This window comes from Trichocoleus sp. AS-A1 (assembly GCF_039962015.1).
Taxonomy (GTDB): Bacteria; Cyanobacteriota; Cyanobacteriia; order Cyanobacteriales; family FACHB-T130; genus FACHB-T130.
Genome location: NZ_JAMPKG010000042.1, coordinates 1 through 20,636, shown reverse-complemented (window position 1 = coordinate 20,636; position 20,636 = coordinate 1). Strand labels below are relative to the sequence as shown.

The 20,636-nt window shown below is 49.1% G+C and carries 11 protein-coding genes and 1 pseudogene; 3 read left to right on the top strand and 9 right to left on the bottom strand.

Annotated elements, in window-relative coordinates; genetic code table 11:
- Positions 1-85: 85 nt before the first annotated feature.
- The 5 genes from NC994_RS23610 to NC994_RS23590 all read right to left on the bottom strand — a co-directional run bounded on the left by NC994_RS23610 (position 86) and on the right by NC994_RS23590 (position 13,268).
- Positions 86-7,495, bottom strand: coding sequence for a hybrid sensor histidine kinase/response regulator (locus NC994_RS23610; RefSeq protein ID WP_199299724.1), 7,410 nt, complete (start codon positions 7,493-7,495; stop codon positions 86-88).
- A 229-nt stretch (positions 7,496-7,724) separates the two neighbouring features.
- The gene (locus NC994_RS23605; RefSeq protein WP_190438380.1) at positions 7,725-10,586 is read right to left on the bottom strand and encodes a methyl-accepting chemotaxis protein; all 2,862 of its coding nucleotides are present in this window, start codon (positions 10,584-10,586) and stop codon (positions 7,725-7,727) included.
- Between the two features lie 85 nt (positions 10,587-10,671).
- Entirely contained in the window at positions 10,672-11,202 is a 531-nt protein-coding gene (locus tag NC994_RS23600) for a chemotaxis protein CheW (protein WP_190414516.1), read from the bottom strand.
- Between the two features lie 111 nt (positions 11,203-11,313).
- Positions 11,314-11,679, bottom strand: a complete 366-nt coding sequence (locus tag NC994_RS23595) for a response regulator (RefSeq protein ID WP_190414517.1) — start codon at positions 11,677-11,679, stop codon at positions 11,314-11,316.
- Between the two features lie 284 nt (positions 11,680-11,963).
- Positions 11,964-13,268, bottom strand: a complete 1,305-nt coding sequence (locus NC994_RS23590) for a response regulator (RefSeq protein WP_190438378.1) — start codon at positions 13,266-13,268, stop codon at positions 11,964-11,966.
- 524 nt (positions 13,269-13,792) lie between these two features.
- Between NC994_RS23590 and hmpF the strand changes: the two genes are divergently transcribed.
- Entirely contained in the window at positions 13,793-15,604 is a 1,812-nt protein-coding gene (gene hmpF / locus NC994_RS23585) for a pilus motility taxis protein HmpF (protein WP_348225628.1), read from the top strand.
- A gap of 77 nt (positions 15,605-15,681) precedes the next feature.
- On the opposite strand, the gene tilS is transcribed toward hmpF, so the two are convergent.
- From tilS to NC994_RS23565, 4 genes are all read right to left on the bottom strand, one after another.
- Positions 15,682-16,737, bottom strand: coding sequence for a tRNA lysidine(34) synthetase TilS (gene tilS, locus NC994_RS23580; RefSeq protein WP_190438375.1), 1,056 nt, complete (start codon positions 16,735-16,737; stop codon positions 15,682-15,684).
- Entirely contained in the window at positions 16,737-17,039 is a 303-nt protein-coding gene (locus NC994_RS23575) for a KGK domain-containing protein (protein WP_190438364.1), read from the bottom strand. The genes tilS and NC994_RS23575 overlap by 1 nt, the downstream gene beginning before the upstream one ends.
- 78 nt (positions 17,040-17,117) lie before the next feature.
- Positions 17,118-18,176, bottom strand: coding sequence for a glycerate kinase (locus NC994_RS23570; protein ID WP_190438361.1), 1,059 nt, complete (start codon positions 18,174-18,176; stop codon positions 17,118-17,120).
- Positions 18,176-18,532 (bottom strand): DUF565 domain-containing protein, encoded by a 357-nt coding sequence (locus tag NC994_RS23565; protein ID WP_190414525.1) that lies wholly within the window; start codon positions 18,530-18,532, stop codon positions 18,176-18,178. The genes NC994_RS23570 and NC994_RS23565 overlap by 1 nt, the downstream gene beginning before the upstream one ends.
- Before the next feature lie 809 nt (positions 18,533-19,341).
- Between NC994_RS23565 and NC994_RS23560 the strand changes: the two are divergent.
- Together NC994_RS23560 and NC994_RS23555 are read left to right on the top strand one after the other, a co-directional pair.
- Positions 19,342-20,136: pseudogene (locus NC994_RS23560) on the top strand (IS5 family transposase).
- Entirely contained in the window at positions 20,067-20,453 is a 387-nt protein-coding gene (locus NC994_RS23555; RefSeq protein WP_190438442.1) for a protein kinase, read from the top strand. The pseudogene NC994_RS23560 and the gene NC994_RS23555 overlap by 70 nt, the downstream one beginning before the upstream one ends.
- The last annotated feature ends 183 nt before the right edge of the window (positions 20,454-20,636 follow it).

Below are 20,636 nucleotides of genomic sequence, written 5' to 3'. Positions count from 1 at the left end.
ATCAAAAAAGGTGGACACTTGCCCACCTTACCTACTCTCATCTTCCGTTTTATCTAGAAAGGGCGGGGTTTCCCCGCCCCTACTATTAGGCGTTCGTGTTAATACTCAGCAGCACCTCACCTTTGATCATCCGTTGGGCGGCATCAAGGAGCGCTTCTTCCAGATAAGGCTTGGTAAAGTAGCCCTTGGCTCCCAACTGAGCTGCCATTTGCTGGTGCTTGCTAGCGCCACGAGAAGTTAGCATGGCTACCGGCAGATGGTTGAGGCTGGGGTCTTTCTGAATCCGTGAGAGCAACTCCAGTCCGTCCATGCGAGGCATTTCAATGTCGCAGAAGACAATCTCGCAAGGCAGACCCGACCGAAGTTTATCCCAAGCTTCTTGACCGTCACGGGCTTGTTCCACTCGGTATCCTGCCTTGTTAAAGGTCATGGAGAGAAGTTCGCGCACCGTAATTGAGTCATCTACAATCAAGACCATCGGATCGGTCTTCACTGCTGGAGCCTCTACAGGAAGGGAAACACCCGCCTTATCCCACAGAGAAACGTTACGGTCTTTGCCAATCCGACCCGTCGCTAAGTCAATCAGCTCTAGAACGTCAGCAATGGGCATGATCCGACCATCCCCTAAGACAGTAGCACCTGCGACGCCTAGGGGCTTGGGCACAGGGCCTTCCAGTTGCTTAATCACAATTTCTTGTTCTCCCAGCACCTGATCTACTTGGACGGCGATAAAATTGCCAGCACTGCGTAGCACGACAACCGAAATCATGTCATCTTCCCTGTTTCCACCATAAACGGTGCCTCGACTGAGGTGACGCTGGTAGGTCAGTAGTTCCTCTAGAGGTTGGAAGGGCATGAGAGAGTCGCGCCAAGAGATACAGGTCTCACCTTCTGAGTTCGTTTGAATGCGGTCTTGGGGCACATCCAACATATCTTCCACCCCATCCATCGGGAAGGCAATGCGAGCTTTGTCACTCAGGCAACAAAGTGCTTTGCAAATACTTAAGGTAAGGGGCAGACGAACGGTAAAGGTAGTGCCCTTGCCTAGGGTGGAGTCTGTTGTGATTACACCGCGAATTTCGTTCAAACTGGTGCAAACCACATCCATCCCGACGCCGCGACCTGAGAAGTCATCGGCTTTGTCTTTGGTACTAAAACCAGGATGGAAGAGCAGATCGTAGACTTCCAGACGGGTCATGGACTTGGCTTCAGATGTGGTAATCAGCCCTTTTTCGACTGCCTTTGCCTTTACCCGTTCTGAATCAATGCCTGCGCCATCATCCGAGACGGAGATAACGGTTTGGTTGCCTTGATGGAAGGCTCGGATGGTAATCCGACCTACGGGAGGCTTTCCAGCGGCTATACGCACTTCTGGCGGTTCAATGCCGTGAGTGATGGCATTGTTCACTAGGTGCGTCATCGGATCGTAGAGGTGTTCCAGGATCACTTTATCGATCAAGGTTTCCCGACCCTCAATCTGTAGCTCGGCTTGTTTGCCGCACTTGAGAGAAATCTCGCGGACGGCACGGGGCAAGCGGTCGGCAGTTTGGGCAAAAGGCACCATGCGCGATCGCGTCAATCCCTCTTGCAACTGAGTCGTCACCTGCCGCAGCATCCGGGCGACTTGGTCGGTTTCATCAACGAGGAATTCAATGTCAGCCGCCGACTCTCGGACGCGGACAATTAGCTCAATGATTTCTTGGGAAAGGCTGTGGAAAGGCGTAAACAGATCGAGTTCCAATTCACCCAAACCAAAACGGCTGTTGGCGGGAGCCTCCTGCGCTGCCGACGTATGGTCAGGTCGGGCGTTGAACCGATTGCTTTGACGACTGGCGAGTAGAGAGCTTTCTAGGAGCGATCGCTCGTACCGATCCTGCATCCTTGCTCCCACGTCACTGAGTTGCTGTACCTGGTGCAGCAAGTTATCCAGAAATTGTCGCAGGCGTTCTTGATCCTGTTCCAAAGTGTTCCGGTTCACCACTAATTCCCCCACCAGGTTGCTGAGGTTGTCTAGGTGCTTAACCGGCACCCGCATGGTCTGTTCAAACACTTTAACCGGACGGGGACGATTAACCGGGCGAACTTGGCCTGGGCTTGTTTTCACACTACGTGGCCCACCCATCGTCTCCTCAGCCTGTCCCAACAGTTCCTCCAAATCCCCAAATCCATCGTCAAGGGCGTCTGCGGATGTAGCTGTTTCAGCTATCGGCTTCGTAGGAGAACGCTGCGATTGAGCAAATTGAGGAACAAGCTGAGGTTCATCATCCCCCAAGAGAGCTTCCAAGTCAGCAAACTCATTCATGTCTTCTGCATCAAAAGCCGCTGGGACGGATTCCTCTTCACCTAGCAGTGCTTCCAACTCGTCAAACTCATCGTTACTTGCCAAGTTAGATGCTGGTTCTGCGAACACTTCCTCACCCAACATTGCCTCTAATTCGTCAAACTCATCGTTTTCCACTAATGAGATGGCTAAGTCTTGGTCTTGTTCCCCAACTGTCTCTAGCAAAGACAACTCATCTGCAACAGCAGCCTCTGAAGGATTTGCAATCTCTTGTTGTTCTGTCACTAAGTCCCAGAGATCGTCAACTTCCTTCAACTCATCTGCATCTGACGCTTGGTTTTCTGAAGAAATTTCTCCAATTAACAGATTCTCTTGAAAATCCAATCCATCCCCAAACTCTACTGGTTCGCTACCTAAGAGATCCTCTAACTCGGAAGCTGCCTCTTGAGACACCGCTGCTGAGTCGATTCCCCACCCGGCATCGTCCATGTCGCTGCCAAATAGGTCTGAATCTGCTAATTCCAGCGCTTCTGGAGTCAATGCAGGTGATGCTTCTTCTCCAAACATCGCTTCCAGATTCTCTGACTCTACCGGCACCGCCGCCAAGTCGATTCCCCACTCAGCTTCCGTTTCGCTGCCAAATAGGTCTGAATCTGATAATTCCAGCGCTTCTGGAGTTGGTGCTTCTTGTTCCCCAAACATCGCTTCCAGATTCTCTGACTCCACCGGCACCGCGGCTAAGTCGATTCCCCACTCAGCTTCCGTTTCGCTGCCAAATAGGTCTGAATCTGATAATTCCAGCGCTTCTGGAGTTGGTGCTTCTTGTTCCCCAAACATCGCTTCCAGATTCTCTGACTCTACCGGCACCGCGGCTAAGTCGATTCCCCACTCAGCTTCCGTTTCGCTGCCAAATAAGTCTGAATCTGCTAATTCCAGCGCTTCTGGAGTCGGTGCAGATGCTTCTCCAAACATTGCTTCCAGATTCTCTGACTCTACCGGCACCGCGGCTAAGTCGATTCCCCACTCGGCTTCCGTTTCGCTCGTTTCGCTGCCAAATAAGTCTGAATCTGCTAATTCCAGCGCTTCTGGAGTCGGTGCAGATGATGCTTCTTCTCCAAACATTGCTTCCAAATTGTCTGACTCCACCGGCATCGCGGCTAAGTCGATTCCCCACTCAGCTTCCGTTTCGCTGCCAAATAAGTCTGAATCTGATAATTCCAGCGCTTCTGGAGTCGATGCAGATGATGCTTCTTCTCCAAACATTACTTCCAAATTCTCTGGGGCTTCCGTAGGCACTGCTGCTAAGTCGATTCCCCACTCAGCTTCCGTTTCGCTGCCAAATAAGTCTGAATCTGATAATTCCAGCGCTTCTGGAGTCAATGCAGGTGATGCTTCTTCTCCAAACATTGCTTCCAGATTCTCTGACTCCACCGGCATCGCGGCTAAATCGATTCCCCACTCAGCTTCCGGTTCGCTGCTAAATAGGTCTGAATCTGCTAATTCCAGCGCTTCTGGAGTCGGTGCAGATGATGCTTCTTCTCCAAACATTGCTTTCAAATTGTCTGACTCCACCGGCACCGCCGCCAAGTCGATTCCCCACTCAGCATCGTCCATGTCGCTGCCAAATAGGTCTGAATCTGCTAATTCCAGCGCTTCTGGAGTTGGTGCAGGTGCTTCTCCAAACATTGCTTCCAGATTCTCTGGGGCTTCCGCAGGCAACGAGGAATCTAAGAGATCCTCATCAAGCTCGAAAGCTGCGTCGACAGGTACTGCTGCTGAGTCGATTCCCCACTCAGCGTCGAATTCAGTAGCTAACAGATTTTCTTCATTCAAATCCAGCGCATCCAGCGCATCGGTACTGGAAGATGGCTCATCGCCTAACATTGTTTCTAGATTTTCTGCGGCATCCAGAGATCCTTGAGATGTTTCCTCTGACGGTAGTTCTAAAAACGCATCGGTTGCAGCGAAGAAATCATCGGAGGAGTCTGCCGAAACCAGCGACTCTTCCTGACTAGGATCAAACAAACTGGATAACGGCTCGCCTAGGCTAGCATCAAAAGCATCTGTATTTCCATCGGATAGGCTCATGCTGGCAAAGTCCAGAGAACTATCCCACTCAGTTGTTGCAGTTGCTTCTGGCTCTGCCTCAAAGAAGTTATCTAATGCGTCAAGTTGGGGCACTTCATGGCTTTCCCCATTCATGTCAAGAGATTCATCTAAAGATGCGAATTCTGTTGTTTCTAGCTCTGCTGCTTGCGACCCAAAGAAATCACCTAACTCATCTACCGAGACAGTTTCGGTAAGATTAGGAACAGCGTTTAGCGCCCCATTCGCATCTGCATCTTCTTGTAGCGCTAGGTTCTCGATCTCGCTACCAGTGCTTTCCGCTTCACTTTCCCAATCCAGGCTAAAGGGACTGGTTTGTGGATTGTCCAACTCCAACAAGTCCAGTGCTTCTTCGTTCCTTGCGTCTGAGGCGCTTGTATCCAGTGCAAATGCATCTGGAGACGCCCAATTGCTGGGAATATCTAAATCGTCTAAAGCTGAGAATGGCTCTTCAACCAAAGTTTCATTGAACTCCAGTTGGTTTTCCCAATCTTCTAGGTCTTCTCGTGCCGTTCCTGGCATTTGAGCTGCTGTTACTTCTGAGAAGCCCGCGGGTTGGATTCTCTCGTCCCACGCCAAGTCTGTTGCTGACCAATCCTCTAGGAAAGCTCTGTCAACGCTGCTTGTACTGGCATCGATATCTTCCACACCTGGTATGGCAGGCCAATTAAAGTCGAGGTTAACATCTCCTACCGCATCCGCTTCGATTTCGGGTGCGATCGCTTCTGACTCAAAAGGAGTTCCTATTGCTGCACTCAAGTCCAGCAGGTCGTTTGTCTCGTTTCTTGGCATCGTTTCTTCAAGCCACAGATCTGTGTTGTCATCCAACATCAGTTCCTCGAGAACATCGCCATTGTCTGCTCTGGCGTGTGGGGTTTCAAACAGATCCAAGTTGCTAAAGTCGGGTTCTTCTTCCCAACCTGCTGCCGTTAAATCAACTTCATCTTCCAACAGGCTCCCCATCTCCAAATCGCCTGTCAAAGCTGTACTCGTACTCTGCTCATCCTCAAACACAAAATCTGGCAAATCGTTACCAGTCGTGGCGATTGGCTCGGCGGCAGCAACACTATCGAGTACCTGCAAATCCTCGCTCGACCAATCTGTAGTCCAGTCCGACCCTTCTATAGACATGATCGATGGAGTTTCTAACTCTTCTGAAACTTCCTGGTTGCTGTTCTCGGCTGCTTCGCCAAACAGCGTTCCTGTTGTCATCAATTCCCAGTCTGACGACTCCTGACTCGCTGCTGCCTCGATCGAGTCATTTTCGTTAGTATCTATACCCGCAGCACCGAACAGATCTTCATCCGAATCCGACTCTAACGCTTCAGATTCTGTCGCCAAGAGTGCCAAGTCCAAATTCTCAGAGGTAAGAATGCCTAATAAATCTTCATCTGTAGCAGCCGCAAGCGACTCGCTTAAAAGGTTGGCATTCTCCTGTTGCTCAAAGCCTTCATCTTCTAAGAAACTGTCACTCCAGAGATTGGCTAAATTCTCTGATGGGGTTGCTTCTGAAGCTGCGCTTGGGGCATCTGCCGCAAACAGCAGGTCAGAAAAATCATCTTCATCTCCATTTCCATCTGACACGCTACCTGCGAACAATTGTGCGGCATCTTCCCGTTCGCTTTCGGCTGAAGGCGTTTCGCCTTCCTCTACTAAGTCTTCTCCAAATCCAAATAAAGTTAAATCATCTTCCTCGGTTGCTGGAGTGGCAGATTTTCCTAACCCATCTGTATCACCACCCAGTAAGTCAGAAAAGTCGTTTTCTTGTTCAAGATTCAACCATTCCTGACGCTCTGTGCCCATATTCTCTGCCCCATCGCCAATGACTTGTTCTTCTTGCCAGGTTTCATCCAGATCCGGGGCTTCCCCTTCAAACAAATCAGCAAGGCTATTGAGTTCTGCCATGCCGACTTCCGGCCCGTTGGGATCGGCTGGATGATTGGCAGATTCCTTACCCCGACCTGATTTGATACTCGGTTGAGAGAACGTTGTATCTGAATTCGCAGAGGTGAGGGAGGGTTCTTTCAACCCAGCCCCCGATTCACCAGCCGCAAACCGTTCTTCTTGGATAAACGTCTCTGAGTAGTTGAAACGGTCGGTTGCTTTTGGTCGGCTTTGACGAGTTCCGGCTTCTGCTGGGGTCATAGAATGCTGCGATTGTACAGACGCAATTCGGGTCTGTAAATCGGCAGTTGTTGCTCCAGCTAGTTCTTGGGCTGAATAGATGAGCGAGGGTTCGGCATCCAGTTGCTCCAAAAGCGATGGAGTGGCGGAGGATGGTAGGAGTGCATTGAGCTGGGAACTCGGCTCAATTGAGCTAGCGCGACCTGCTAGCACCAGCTCTTGGGCTTGTTTAATTTCTTTAATAACGACAGTAGCCAGAGTGCGATAGGAATTTTCTGGATTTGCGATCGCGCTTGCCGAAGCCTGAATCAGTTCTGACCACTTCGGGCATTCATATTGTTCGCCCATCCGTTCCAAAGAGCCGCAGATTTCCTGAAGCTGTTGTCTGCACCTGGGTTGGTCGGTTTGTTTAAATAGCTGCAACATTTCGCGCAGCTGGTTGAGTACGTCGCTTTGAAAGCGTTTTTGGGCTTGCCCATCTCGAAGGTAGCCGCCTGCCGCCGTTGCCGTCCCTGCCTCTTGAGCGCCGCTAGCCGCCTCTAAGGAGACATTCCCGCCAGCCCCATTCACTAGGAATGCCATATGCTGGTTCAGTTCCTCAAATACCGGCTCGACGCCTGACATGATACCGTTAGCAATTTCCTCAGTCAGACCAAATGGGCCGCTGAGTTGTTCTATCAATTCCTTGAGGGTATCGGAAACCTTCAAAAAGAGGGACTCTAGTTTTTGGTCAATCTTCACCGGACACTCTTTGAGGACTTTGAAGCAGTCTTCTAAGCGGTGGGAGGTTCTCTGAATACTGTTGATTCCCAGCATTGCCGCCCCGCCTTTGACCGAATGGGCGGCGCGGAAAACTTCATTCACCATTTCAGAATCTTCAATGGTGCTTTGCAGATTCACCAATCCCTGTTCAATGGTATTGAGGTGGTCTTTCGCCTCCTCAATGAAGTAGCCCATGATTCGCTGTTGTTGCTCCGGCTGCATAGCAGTATCCTTCGAGAGTGCTGAGTCCTATTGACGCCCATACGGCGGCTTCCCGTAGGGAGTGCTGAGTAGGAGAAAGAAGTTTTTTTCTCCACTAGATTGCTTTTAATGTACCCAATCTATACAGAATCGACATCATTGATTTTTGCCCGATTTGTAGAAACCCGATTAATCGCGTTTCCAGGGTAATTTTCAGTCGTTTTTGCCCCACAATTTCTGATTTCTCAATTTATTTCCCCTCCGTAGCTTCGATGCGGAAGCGTTCGACGGAAGTTAGCAGGTCTCGTGCCACTCCGACCAAGTTTTGCAGCGCAGTGGATACCCGTTGCGCTTCCTGAGAAGTTTCTTGCGCGGTCAGTTCCACTGATTGCATCACCTGGGCAACAGCAGAAGAAGTTTCTGTCTGTTCCACGGTGTCAGCAGTAATCGAGCGAACCAGGGCGTCGATCCGATTTGACACCTGAATGATGTCTTCCAAACTCCGCTTCGCCTGTTCTGCCCGCTTCGTTCCATCAATTACCTGTTGAGTACCTTCCTCCATTGCCATCATCACCGAACCCGTTTCGCTCTGGATTTGCAGCACAATCTGTTCAATTTCCTTCAAAGCTTTCGCAGCTCGGTCTGCAAGTTGTCGCACTTCATCTGCCACCACAGCAAAGCCCCGACCCGCCTCACCGGCGCGTGCTGCTTCAATACTTGCATTGAGTGCTAGGAGGTTGGTTCGGGAAGCGATCCCTGAAATTAACGCGACAATCTTAGAAATTTCCTGAGAAGATTCAGCAAGGCGCTTGACTTTTCGAGTCGTTTCTGCAACGGTTTCCCGAATTTGCAGAATTCCTGCCACCGTTCGTTCTACGGATTCACCACCCTTCAAGGCTGTGGCAGAGGCGGCGCGGGCGACTTCTTCTGCTTCTCTCGCATTTTCAGCAACCCGCTGAATCGAGCCAGTCATCACCTGAACCGAGTTGAGAGTCACCGCCAGCTCTTCTGCCTGTCGCAGCGCATCGGAAGACAAACCGCGAGCAAATACTTCACTGTCAGTCGCTCCTCTACTGACTTGTCGAGCCGCCATCTTCACCTGTTGAACGATTTCCCGCAGGTTTTGAATGGTCAGGTTAAAGGAGTCGGCAACGGCTCCCAAAACGTCTGCGGTGACTTCTGCCTGCACGGTCAGATCCCCACGGGCAGCACCTTCTACATCATCCAGCAGTCGAATCACTTGACGTTGCAAGTCTTCTTTTGCTTGTTCTTGCTCTTCAGCTTTGCGTTGAGCTTCGGATGTAGTGGTCAGGATGACGCGAGCCATTTGGTTGAACCCAGCGGCAAGGGAACCGAATTCGTCTTCCGAGTAAACAGTTGCCTGGGCATTAAAGTTGCCACCAGAGACAGACTCAAACTGGGCTTGGAGGTCTTCGGTGGTTTTTTTGATTTGCCGAGTCGTGATTCGTCCTAAAGCCAGGGTAGTCCCAAAGGTGGCGGCACCCGCTGCCAGACTCATCACCCAGCTGGTGTTACGGAGATGGGAGATTGTAGTGTTTTTACTGTCTTGGGGAGCAGCACTCGCGGAGATGAAGCTGACGAGTGCAACGACAACGGCGGAGACAATTCCGGCAGCGGCGGCAGAGATCAGCGGCTTTTTACTCAGAGGGGCGTTTTCAAAGGCAGCCAAAGGGCCTTGTTCAATGGTGACATTTGGCTCTGCTTTGGAGCCTTCTGGAGTAAAGGAAATCGTTCCGGGGCTTTGTTCGGAGGTTCCGGTGATGCTGAATTCATCATCGTGAACGCCCAAGCTTGAACTTCCGGAGGATTCGGTAAAAGTTCGCGTCTCTACTTTCCGCTTGGAATCTCCAGATGCTCGTCTTGAAGAGGTTCCCAAGTCGGAAATTCCTGCGGAGAATCCTTGGCTATTGCCTTCTGAATGAGACAGATCGAAATCCGGAATGCTCCCTAAATCGTCTCCAAAATCACCAAATTCGTCTAAGAAGTCGCTGCTACTTTCATTGAGCCGGTTGCGCTGTTGATTTTCTGAGGAAAACGAGTCATAGCCAATGGCATCGTCAAAGGCTTCAAAATCAAATTGGTCATTTCGGGTATTCCCGTTTTGATCGGAATGGGCGACATAAGTAGCATCGTCTTCGTAGGGATGAGTCTCAAACGGGCGGTGACGGGATCGGGTGGGATCGTTGCTACTGGTATAAGGTTCGGTATCGCCTAAGGCATCCTGACTGTCATATCCGAAACTTTCCTCCTCTGTTCTTCTAGATTCCAGCTCTCCGGATCTCATTAACAGTGTTTCGTCTTCCAGAGGAAAGTAATTGAAATTGGGTTCTTCTAAAGTGTCTGAAGAATTGGGAATTTCAAATGTCGAATTGTCATTCTCGAAGTTGCCCGATGGCATTTGAAATTCACGATCCGCCGTTTGATCGAAGTCAGTAAAGGCGTCGAGCGGAAATGCCTCTGCATCAAAATCTGTATTGGTTGCGGGCGATCCAGCCTCGTCATCCAGAGAACTGGGCGACCATGATTGTGCAAAGGGGTCGTGATAGGCTTCTGGTGTTTGTGCTGTTGCACTATCTGTATAGTCCGAGCTGACAAACGGATTCGCCGCTGAGTAAGACTCTATATCCTGAAAATCTCCGGAGTCGAAATCATCTAGAGAAGAGATGTCCTGAGTTGCCATCTCTGGTTCTTCTAGGGATGGCCATGCTGCGTTGGCTTCTTGAATCGCATAATCATCATGGTTGAGTGCAAATTCGTCTGGTTCCAACCCGCCACCAACGGGATCGGAAGTTGCACCAACCGATTCGGAGTAGTTTTGGCAAGAGAGGGCGTATTCTATTCCGTTGTTGGCACAATCGATAAACTCTTGGTCGTCGGTGAGCTGAGGCACCAACTCGTATTGTTCTTGCGCGATCGCGTACTGCTGTAATCCATAACAGTAAATATGACCCCGTAGAATCCGAGCATTTGGGTCATTGGGAAAATTTTCGACTAACCGATCGATGATGGCAGCTGCCTCTTCGTAGTTGCCCAGCGTGTAGGCCGAAAATGCGTGTTGATATTCTTGTGTGTAATCTGTACTTGATTTCATTTGCTTCCCCCAAAACAAGTAAAAATTAAAAATTAAAAATTAAAAAATTCATTTTGCCTTTTTACTTTTTAATTTTTAATTGATTTCATGCTGCCCATCGCGCTGAGCGAACAATTGCGACTTGGTCTAATAGTCGGAGAAACTGATTTTTCTCTTTGTCTAATAACCACTCACCCTTAAGAAAAGGTGCCATACTGTCTGGAACGTTAGTAAGCATCTGTACCTGATCGATATCGAGCCAGTCCATGCCGACAATACGCTCAACGGCTAAGCCTAACATGGTGTCCTGGTCTTCAACGGCAATCACTGGAATCTCAGGTTTATCTGTGTTCAGGGCAGATGAATCCCCTAAAAACTGCCCGAGGTCTGCGACCCAAATCACTTGCCCGCGCCAGTTCAGCGTTCCTAACAGGAGGGGAGAAGCGTTGGGAATTGGAGTAATCCTGTCTGGTGATGGAGAAACCACTTCACGGATTCCACTGGCTCCTAGGGCAAATTCGTTACCGGATGGAACGTAAAACCGCAGGTGTAATTCACCTTCAGGACTCTCCAGTTCCTGAAATCCGGGTGAGTGATCTTGACCGCTGCCTGTTAAAAAGTCCGGATTGCCGACCATTCTATCTCCTTAGCTGTTAACTGTTAGCTGTTAGCTTTTGTTACTTCTCGAAACCTAAAAGCTACTAGAACTTTGGAGGTTAGTAGTTTTGGGCTAATGGCTAATGGCTTGTTAGCCTCGTAGCAGCTGTTTGACCGTCCCTATTAGCTCGGTTGGCTGAAAGGGTTTGGCTATATAAGCGTCTGCACCTTGTTTCATCCCCCAGTAGCGGTCAAATTCTTCTCCTTTCGACGAACACATTACCACAGGAACATTCTGGGTTTTTGGGTCGGCTTTGAGCCGACGACATACCTCATAACCGTTCATTCGGGGCATGACAATATCCAATACCACTAAGTCGGGACAAGACTTGAGAATTTGTTCCAAGGCTTCGACACCATCAGTGGCAATCGTTACAGTTAACCCACTTCCCTTGAGGAGGTCTGAGATCATTGCCCGTTGTGCGGGACTGTCTTCTACAACCAGAACTACACTCATAACTCCCTACCTACCTGTCTGCCGGTTCAAACATGAACGCTCGTAAGCCACGATTGGTTCACCCCTCAACCATGTCATGACTTAAGTATCCCATCTAACTTTAGACTCCTGTACGGGCGCTGTTTACGAGATGTCTCCCCTACTTTGGAGAGTCGCTGGTAAACGATTGCCCCCACGACTTGCTTAGTATCTGTAGTCGGTAGCCCGTCGTTGATAGTCCCTAGTCCATAGTTTATTCCTAATTTCATCATTGAATGAAGCCCCGCCTCATCGGTGGGGCAATTTTACCCGACTCGTACATCTGTTTCTTCTATCTCTCGATTTAACTCTGTAGCGTCTAAAGGTTCTGATATCGTTGATTCCTTTTCACCAGGGCCAATATATCTCTCTAGTAGCATTAATAACTCACTTTCTCCAAAAGGCTTGGTTAGGTAGTCGGTTGCGCCTACCATCCTGGCTCTGACTCGATCGATAAATCCATCTTTGCCAGTCAGCATAATGATGGGGGTCTGTCGAAAAGCGGTTGATTTCCGGAGCATGGCACAAATCTCATAGCCTTCGAGGTCGGGCATTGCAATATCACAAAGAATCAAGTCGGGTTTGAGTTGGAAGACGAGACTGAGTGCTTTGAGAGGATTGCTAATCGCGGTTGCCTCATAACCTTGTGGTTTTAGGATATATTCGACGGTTTTACCGATGGCAACGTCATCATCGATACAGACAACGCGAGGAATTTTGTTGGCTGGGGTCGAATCGGATTCTATGCTAATTCCGACTCGGCGACTGGCTGCTGTTTCGTCGCTGGTACAACTTTGCAGTTGTACCCAACCTTGTTGTACATAGGGATAAATGGCTCTTGCCACGGTTAAAATTTCACGATTCAGATATCGGGCTAGCTGCCGTAGGGAGGTTTTTCCATCTAGCTGGCGATCTAGGGTTTTAAAAGCATTTTCTGGCAGGGCAGCGCGTAAAGAAACTGCATCGGCAATGACTGGGCAGTGATTGGGAGATTGAATGTGGGGATGAAATTGTTTCCATTCCTGCACCTGCTTCATGATCTTGGCGACGAGGGGGGCAATTTCTAGGGTGGTAAGTTGCGGTGCTAGCGCTGGGCCAATGTCGAAGATGAAGGAGCCTTGATGAAGGCTGAGGAGGTCGAATAAGGTTTCATGCACCATACTGCGGATGATGCTGCGCCCTTGAGCGGGGGTCAAAATATGATTTTCCAACAGTGCCCACAAGTAGCCGTATTCGGGCGCATTAATCGCATCAATTAAGGGGACTTCCAGAGTTTTGAGGGAGGTTTCGGCTCGATAACGGCGTAGGTAGTCGCGCAAACGCAACAAACTGCCGGTTCCATCGCTAGCATAGGCGATTTGTCCGTTGAGGAAGAAGACAAACCAAAACGGCCCTGGTTCTTTGAGTTTCGCGTCTCGGTAGGGGATGCTGGTACGTCGCGCCCCTACATGCTCACCCGTTCCTTGGACGGGTGAGCTGTATGCCTCCACGAATAATTCACCTGTTCGCTGACCTAATTCGATCAGTTGCAGGATGCTGCGTATATCAATTTCATTTAACGTTCCCTGCATGTAATGAAAATGCGCTCCTAATAACCGTTTGAATCTGAGTTAATGTGGCATTTGTCAAGTTTTACGCGGTGCCTGCTATAAAAATCTTTACAGTTAGGTAGTTTTTCTTTGAGTAAAGGATGGAGCCAGATAATACAGTACCAGGGAAAGAGATTCTGGCGAAGGCGCAATCTTTACTGACAAAAGTCAAACCCATGCAAGTTATTTGTCTGGTTGCTTTTGCCGGGTTCAATTAGAAATGGAACTAGCCGAGAATTGTCTGTGGCAGGATTGCCTAGGATTCAAGTTAAATATTAAATAAGAAAGAAATCGAAACATATTTAGTTTAATTTAAGACTTGACGTGGCTGCCAACACGGGCTAAATTACGGAGTCTTCAGGGAGAAACTGACCAAAAGGCGATCGCGTTTTAGATTGGGGTGTGAATTCAAAGGTGGAAGCGCTTCGTGGGTCGGCACTTCCACAACAAGGTCTGAAAAGGTTAGGATCGTTCTGGTATGAAGCCTGGGCGAGAATTATGGCGGCATGGCTCTGGTGGGACCAGAGATCGGTCAACAAGCGGGCACAAGATACATCAAGAGGACCATCAGCGTGCTGTATCTAGCAGAAGTACAAAAAAAGAGTGGCGGTGTTTTTGGTGGTGGCAAGGCCGAACTAAAACTGCTGGCTTGTCAGCAGAATGACCAGAGTTGGCGTGCTGCGTCTGATGAAGTGATTCCCGCTCCTGAAGAAGCCAATAATTTTAATGGTGGCGTCTTGGTGCTGGTTGAGCTAAGCGGGAATCGGCAAGTGCAGCGTCCGCCGACAGAGGCGGGGCGTCAGTTGGTGAATATTTTGCAGAATTTCTCTCGCCAACTGGAAAAGTCGAAAACTCAGGAAGAAGAAATTGAACAGTGGAAGCAGTCGCTGACTTATCAGAGTCAGGAGTTAAACCGGCGCGAAATGGAAATGGAAGCGCGGGTGGAACAGCTGCAACAGTTGGAGGAAGACTTTGAACGGTTGGAGGCGCAACGTCAAGAAATTGACAGTTCGCGGGAGGAAATTGAGCGACTGCGGGAAGAGTGCGATCGCAACCGCATCGAGATGGAGGGAGCGTGGGAACACTTGCGGGGCGAGCAGCGACGCTTGGAGGAACGACAGGCGGAGTTCCAACAGGGAACCGTATTAGATGAGGAGCAAGGTCAAAAGATTCGGGAATTACTAGATCGTTTAGCTTCGGCGATCGCTCCTACGGAAGCAGTGCGAGAACAACTGAATCTGGCTTTTGAAATTGTCAATGGGCAGCAGGGAACCCTAGACCAGCACTGGCAAAATCTGGAGCAACAACGCAACAATGCCCAACAGAAGCAAGCGGAAGTAGACCAGCAAACTCAAGAACTGCAAAGGCGCACGGAGGAGTTAAAGCAGGCTCAAGAGGCTCTGGAAAAAGTGCGTTTAGAGCGGATGGTGCTTCAAAACTCCCTGGAGATCAAGCAGGAGTATGCTCAGATGCAGAGTCTCCAGTTGCGAAATCAGGAGGAGCTGTACGAGCAACTTCACCGTCTGGCAACAACTTCAACGGGTGTCAAAATTAGCCAAAAGGTCGATCTGGAAGCGCTGGAGAAAATGCCCCTAGGCGAGCTGCAAGAAACCGTGCAAAATCTTCAGCAAGATTTGGAAAAAGTGATGCGCTTTGTCAATGACCAAGAAGAAGAGTTGACCTTGCAGCGCCAAACGGTTGAGGAATTGCAGACGAAAATTGAGCAAGCCAGCGAGTATGACCGCCTCAGTTTGGAAAATGAGCTAGCAGAGGAGCAGGATTGCTACCAAATGCTGGATGAAACGCTGGTGGGTCAACGCATCTATCTGCGGGAGCGAGAAGAAGTTTTAAATCAACACTTGCGGGTGCTGCGGCGACGGCAAGGGATTGTGGACAATGAAGGGCAGGACAATCAAAAGATTGACTTGGGTCCGGTTCTGAGTCAGTTAGAGGGACAACGACAACAACAGGCAGAGGAACTACAAAAGCTGGAAAGCCAGATTGAGCAGGTGCGGATGAGCATTCAGCAAGCTCAAGGCATGATTGACCATCAAGCTGGCGAACAGGAGCAAGAGCGCCAGCAGATTAAGCAGCTAGAGCAGAAATTGCAGGAAATGAGAGCGGCGGCGGCGGAACTCGTGGGCAAGGTAAATACCTATCAGGAAACGCTACAGCCAATGCAGGATCGCCTGAATGAGATGCGGCAGAAGTTAGAGGCAATCGTAGGGACGTTGGCTCAGGTTCAGGAAACGGGTGACTATCAGCTGCAATCAATTACTGAGATGCGGCAAGTTCTCCTCACCTTGATCGGTGGTTAGTTGAATGCGGCATGAGAATTAAAAATTAAGAATCCAAAATTAAAAATGAGTCGTTCTGAATTTTTAATTTTGGATTGTTAATTTTTAATTGAAATCCAAGCTCCATCGACTTGTGCGATCGCGCCCCCAGGAAAGGGATCGGTTTGAGAGCGGTTGGGGGCTGTAATTAAGGCAGTCAGTTTTTCGATTTGCTCGAAGCTGGGGGCGATGGGTAGAACTGAGGCGAGGAAGTGCCGCATGACGCGACGTTGCAGGGCTAGGGGGGCTTGACGCAATACGAAACGATTGAGTCTTTTGTTAGTGTTGAGTGTTGTAGAGCCGTCTCCCTGCCCATGCTGAGAGATAAGTGGCGAGTCTTCGTTTTCTAGGGCTTGTTGCAGCAGCTTCTGAGCGGCTTCTTCAAGATATTGCACATCTGCCCGTAAAAGTTCCGCTGTCTTCGCCAGTGTTTGCTCAACTTGGGGGTTGAAGTGAGTTTGTAAGTATGGCAGTAACTCCTGGCGGATACGGTTACGGGCATACTTGAAATCTTGATTCGTAGAATCTTCCCAAACGGGAATCTGAAATTCTTGGCAAAATTGAGCGGTTTGTGCCCTAGTGACTTCTAGAAGAGGGCGCACCAGTTGCAGTGTTGGATGCAGTGTTGGAGTCAGCGGACGCTGCCAGGTTAGGGCTTGTAATCCATCGGCACCACTGCCGCGCATCAGGTTATAGAGAAGGGTTTCGGCGCGATCGCTCGCTGTATGACCTGTGACAATGTATGGGAAATTGTTGGTTTGGGCGATCGCACTCAAGGCTTGATAACGCCACTGCCGCGCCGCTGCCTCTGAGGTGATAGATGGCGTTTCTGGGGCGGTTTCCAAGTAATAGGAGACTTGCCAGGTTCTCGCCAACTGTTCCACATGGTTAGCATTTGCTTGGGAATCCGGACGCCAGCGGTGATCGCAGTGAGCAATTCCTAGATGCCATCCCCACTTTGGCTGCAAATCTAGCAGTAATTTGATTAAGCAGAGAGAATCTTGTCCCCCGGAGACTGCAACTAATAGGGGCTGGTTTCGCGGTAAGAGATGGCGATCGCGTAAAATTCGATGCAATTGGGCATGGAGAGGCGTCCAAGTCGGAAGATTAGCCATTAGCTATCATCTTCTTTGAGTTGCTGACGAATATCCTCTAGTGGTGATTCTGGCTCATCCGGGCAAAATTCTAGAGTTACTCTAACCTTTCCTTGTTTCCAGTTAGCACCGGGTCTTAGAACTTTGCAATTTATCCCCTCGCTAAACCACTTTCTTTGCTCATTTCCCGCTCCCAATTTATCCTGCATCTGGTTGATGAATTCACCCACTTGGAAAGTAGGGTGCTGAATTAAAAGTCTCTGAGTATTTGTATTAACACACAAAACATTGTCCGCTTCTATCCGCTCGAATCCATTGTTCATGTGAATCTCCAGTTCCAGCACTTGTTCTACATTTTTTCAGAAGTAGCCACGAGTTTACTTGTTAGGCTGCTATTGATTTTAATCAGTGCGATCGCTCGGTCGATAAACGTCACCGGGGGAGTGGTCGGGATTAATCTCAATCACCAAGTCTACCGTCCTAGGATTTCTCGTCAGCGGTTTGATAAATAACTCTGGGTGGAGCGATTTCCAGAAATACTTGACAAATTCATCAATTTCCGAATCTGTCATGCCAGATTTACCAGCAGCAATCATGTCGTGTTCTGCCTGCCGTCGCCACTGCACAGACAGACGATAATCAACGGGATACAGCATCATCAGCCGATCTAACCGTTCCCACAAAGGTACATAGTCCTGCAATCGGGCATTCATGTCACGGGCAAACGTTCGCTCAGCAGCGGTTACAATCGGCGGTGGCGCATTGTCAAAGGTAGCGGGGTCTATGGGACGGACGCCGACAAACCACCCTTCAAACAGGATGATATCGATGTTTTGGACAATTTCTGGCTGCGTCCTATCACCGGCACCTTCCCAGGCAGATTTATCAAAGCGGGGGACTGGAATCGGTTGCCCGGATGGCTGACGCAGACAGTCCAAAACGTCTAAACCCAATTGAATATCGTGGGTTCCGGGTGGCCCGCGCCAGATTAAGCGGGGGTCTTGCTTTCTTAAGGCAAGGCGATCGCGATAGGTTTTGTAGAGGTCATCTAGAGACAGGCTGAGTGTCGAGTTCCCTAGGTGTTTGAGAATTAAGGTAAGGACGGCTCCCAGAGTCGTTTTGCCAGTTCCCTGTCCCCCTAAAATTCCCTGGATGAGGGGGCGTCCTAACTGTTGCCGATCCTGGGCTAGTTTTGTGGCTAGGGGAAGCCAGAGGTTCCACAGCGTTTCTAAACTGAGGGATAGGAACTGCGGGCTAAGGACTGAGGAAAGATGGGGATAGATTAAGAGGAACAAATGCGATCGCTTGCGGATGACTTCCTCCACATTGGCGGGTGCGATCCCAAAAGCTTTCGCCCGGAAGTCATCTGCTAGCGCCTGTGCTGCCAAATGTTCCAACTGTGCTGAAGTCGGCGTTTTTCTAGCGATCCAATCGTTAAAAATTTGGCGAAGAGAGTCCATCACGAACCAAGTTTAAAGGCTTCAATAAATAAACTGTAAGTCAGACCAATTTTCAGCGCATTCAACATTTCTGTCACTAATAAGCGGTTGGGAACGCCTTCACCTGTTGGCACAACTCGCCGGTTTCTGCCGTAAACGAACCGATTCACGGTTTCGGTGAAAAAAATTAAAAATCCAGCGGCAATCACATCCCAGTTAGCGGTTTGTCCCGCTGTTGTGGGAATAGCGGTTCCTAGAAACACGCCCACTAATAGGCTCATCACCACCAGCGATATCCGTCGCCAGGGATTGCGAAACCATCGCCTCAGCTGTTGGCTGACAACATCAAAGAGATTGTTGAGACGAGTCCTTTGCATCGTTGAGGCTGACTCCGAAGTAATGTCCTGCTTTCCAAAAGCTTTTTTTAATTATCTAATGCTCCTACCACTTCCTCGATTGGGAAGTTTTATAAAGCTGGAGGCGGCGATCGCGCTAAGCGCCGCCTTAATAAAGATTTGTGTTTGTAATATAGAGATTTATTTAGAATCAAAAATTTTTTTAAAAGTAAGGGCATTCTCAATACAGATGAGATGATGTGTCCGTGCCTTCTCCTATGCCAACCAGCATACAGATAGCCCTGGCAACGGTAATCAGGAGACAACTTAGGATTGGAGCGATCGCGCTGCGGCAATGGGGTAGCGATCGCTACATTTTACATTTCCAGCGTAGATTTGCACTTCCTCCAAATTCATTTTCTAATCGTGAGTAACTTATAAAACGCAATAACCAAAACCCAACACCTCTCATACGCTCTATAAGATTTAAAAATTGAATTTGGAGTTTATAGAAAAAAAGGTATAAATTCAATTTGTGTCAATTTCGCGACAACTTATGCCGGAGAAATTTCTCGAAAGAAGTCTCCTCTCCTAGAATCTATCAATATCACACATCAATACTATACTTATCTAACTTCCAAAAATGAGCATTAACCTAACGGGTTATCAGCTTTCTCCTTTGCCCCTTCATGAAGGAGCCAAAACGGTTATTTATCAGGGTACTAGAGAGGCTGAACAAACCTCTGTGAGTATAAAAGCCCTTAGAGGATGTTTGAGAAGTGGGAAGATTAGTAAAAAAGCTCATTCAGTGTACGCTGCGAATAGAGATTCCACAGCACCGAGAGAGCTACATGAGTAAAGCTTATCCTAGCAACCTAACGTTAGAGCAATTTGAATTGCTCAATGACCTGCTTCCAGAACCAAAACCCGGTGGTCGTCCACGTGAAGTCGAGATGTGGGAAATCCTCAACGCGATCTTCTACCTTCTGTGTGAGGGGTGTTGCTAGCGTGCTCTGCCGGGTGACTTTCCCAAATGGCAGACTGTCTATACCTACTTCCGCAACTGGCGCATCAACGGAACCTGGGTGAGGATACATGACCATTTGCGCCAGTGGGTGCGCTTGGAGCAGCAGCGACATCCCAGTCCATCAGAAGCCGTCATCGACAGTCAAAGCGTCAAAACTGCTGCGATGGTCAGTGAGCAGGTTGGGTTTGATGCTGGAAAATTGATCAAGGGTCGCAAGCGGTTCTTGACGGTCGATACCTTGGGCTTGGTGTTGCGTGTTTTCGTGACCACTGCCAGTGTAGGTGAACGCGAAGGCGGCTTTCCAAGTCCTCAAGAGTGTCAAACGCATGGACAAAGCAGTGTCACGGCTACACACGATTTGGGTTGATGGTGGTGCATGATGGCAATCCCTTCATGACTTGGGTGATGGACGTGTGCCGTTGGACCCAAGCAAGTCGTGCTCAGACCAGAGCAGACTAAAGGCTTCGTCTTGCTCAAAAAGCGTTGGGTCGTGGAACGGACTTTTGGCTGGCTGATGGGCTATCGGCGATTGGTTAGAGACTATGAGTTATTGCCACAAACATCAGAGACGTTAATCTACCTAGCCATGATTCGCATTATGGTGCGCCGCTTGGCATAAAAGCTTACACCTCACACCTTTTCAAACATCCTCTTAAAGCAGAATATCCTACTCTTGAAGAAATTTCTCGATTGAGACATGAATATAAAATTTTACTTCCTTTGGATATAGAAGGAGTTGTCAAATCACTGGCATTGGAAAACTATAACAACGGTCTAGCACTGGTATTAGAATATTTTGACGGAGAATCTCTGGAAAAAGTTATCAATTCTTCCCTAAAAACTGATTTAAACCATTTTCTTCTAATTGCCATTCAGCTAGCAGATACCCTGGCTGCCCTGCATCAAAACCAGATTATTCATAAAGATATTAAGTAGGTGGGACTAATTAAATATAAGATGGCATAAAGCCCCTAAACGAAGTTTTCCATTATTTATGCCTGCTCCTATTCGGATTATCTTAAGCGAAGCAGAGGACTCAATGTTAAGCGAGTTGCGAGTTGCTCAAACCGTGCCGCAACGGACGCGCGACCGCGCCCACATGATCCGCTTAAATGCACA

Bases quoted from the DNA above. Each gene is read 5' to 3' on its own strand.
- NC994_RS23610 (WP_199299724.1), bottom strand. From the start codon at position 7,495: ATGCAGCCGGAGCAACAACAGCGAATCATGGGCTACTTCATTGAGGAG.
- NC994_RS23605 (WP_190438380.1), bottom strand. From the start codon at position 10,586: ATGAAATCAAGTACAGATTACACACAAGAATATCAACACGCATTTTCG.
- NC994_RS23600 (WP_190414516.1), bottom strand. From the start codon at position 11,202: ATGGTCGGCAATCCGGACTTTTTAACAGGCAGCGGTCAAGATCACTCA.
- NC994_RS23595 (WP_190414517.1), bottom strand. From the start codon at position 11,679: ATGAGTGTAGTTCTGGTTGTAGAAGACAGTCCCGCACAACGGGCAATG.
- NC994_RS23590 (WP_190438378.1), bottom strand. From the start codon at position 13,268: ATGCAGGGAACGTTAAATGAAATTGATATACGCAGCATCCTGCAACTG.
- hmpF (WP_348225628.1), top strand. From the start codon at position 13,793: ATGGCTCTGGTGGGACCAGAGATCGGTCAACAAGCGGGCACAAGATAC.
- tilS (WP_190438375.1), bottom strand. From the start codon at position 16,737: ATGGCTAATCTTCCGACTTGGACGCCTCTCCATGCCCAATTGCATCGA.
- NC994_RS23575 (WP_190438364.1), bottom strand. From the start codon at position 17,039: ATGAACAATGGATTCGAGCGGATAGAAGCGGACAATGTTTTGTGTGTT.
- NC994_RS23570 (WP_190438361.1), bottom strand. From the start codon at position 18,176: ATGGACTCTCTTCGCCAAATTTTTAACGATTGGATCGCTAGAAAAACG.
- NC994_RS23565 (WP_190414525.1), bottom strand. From the start codon at position 18,532: ATGCAAAGGACTCGTCTCAACAATCTCTTTGATGTTGTCAGCCAACAG.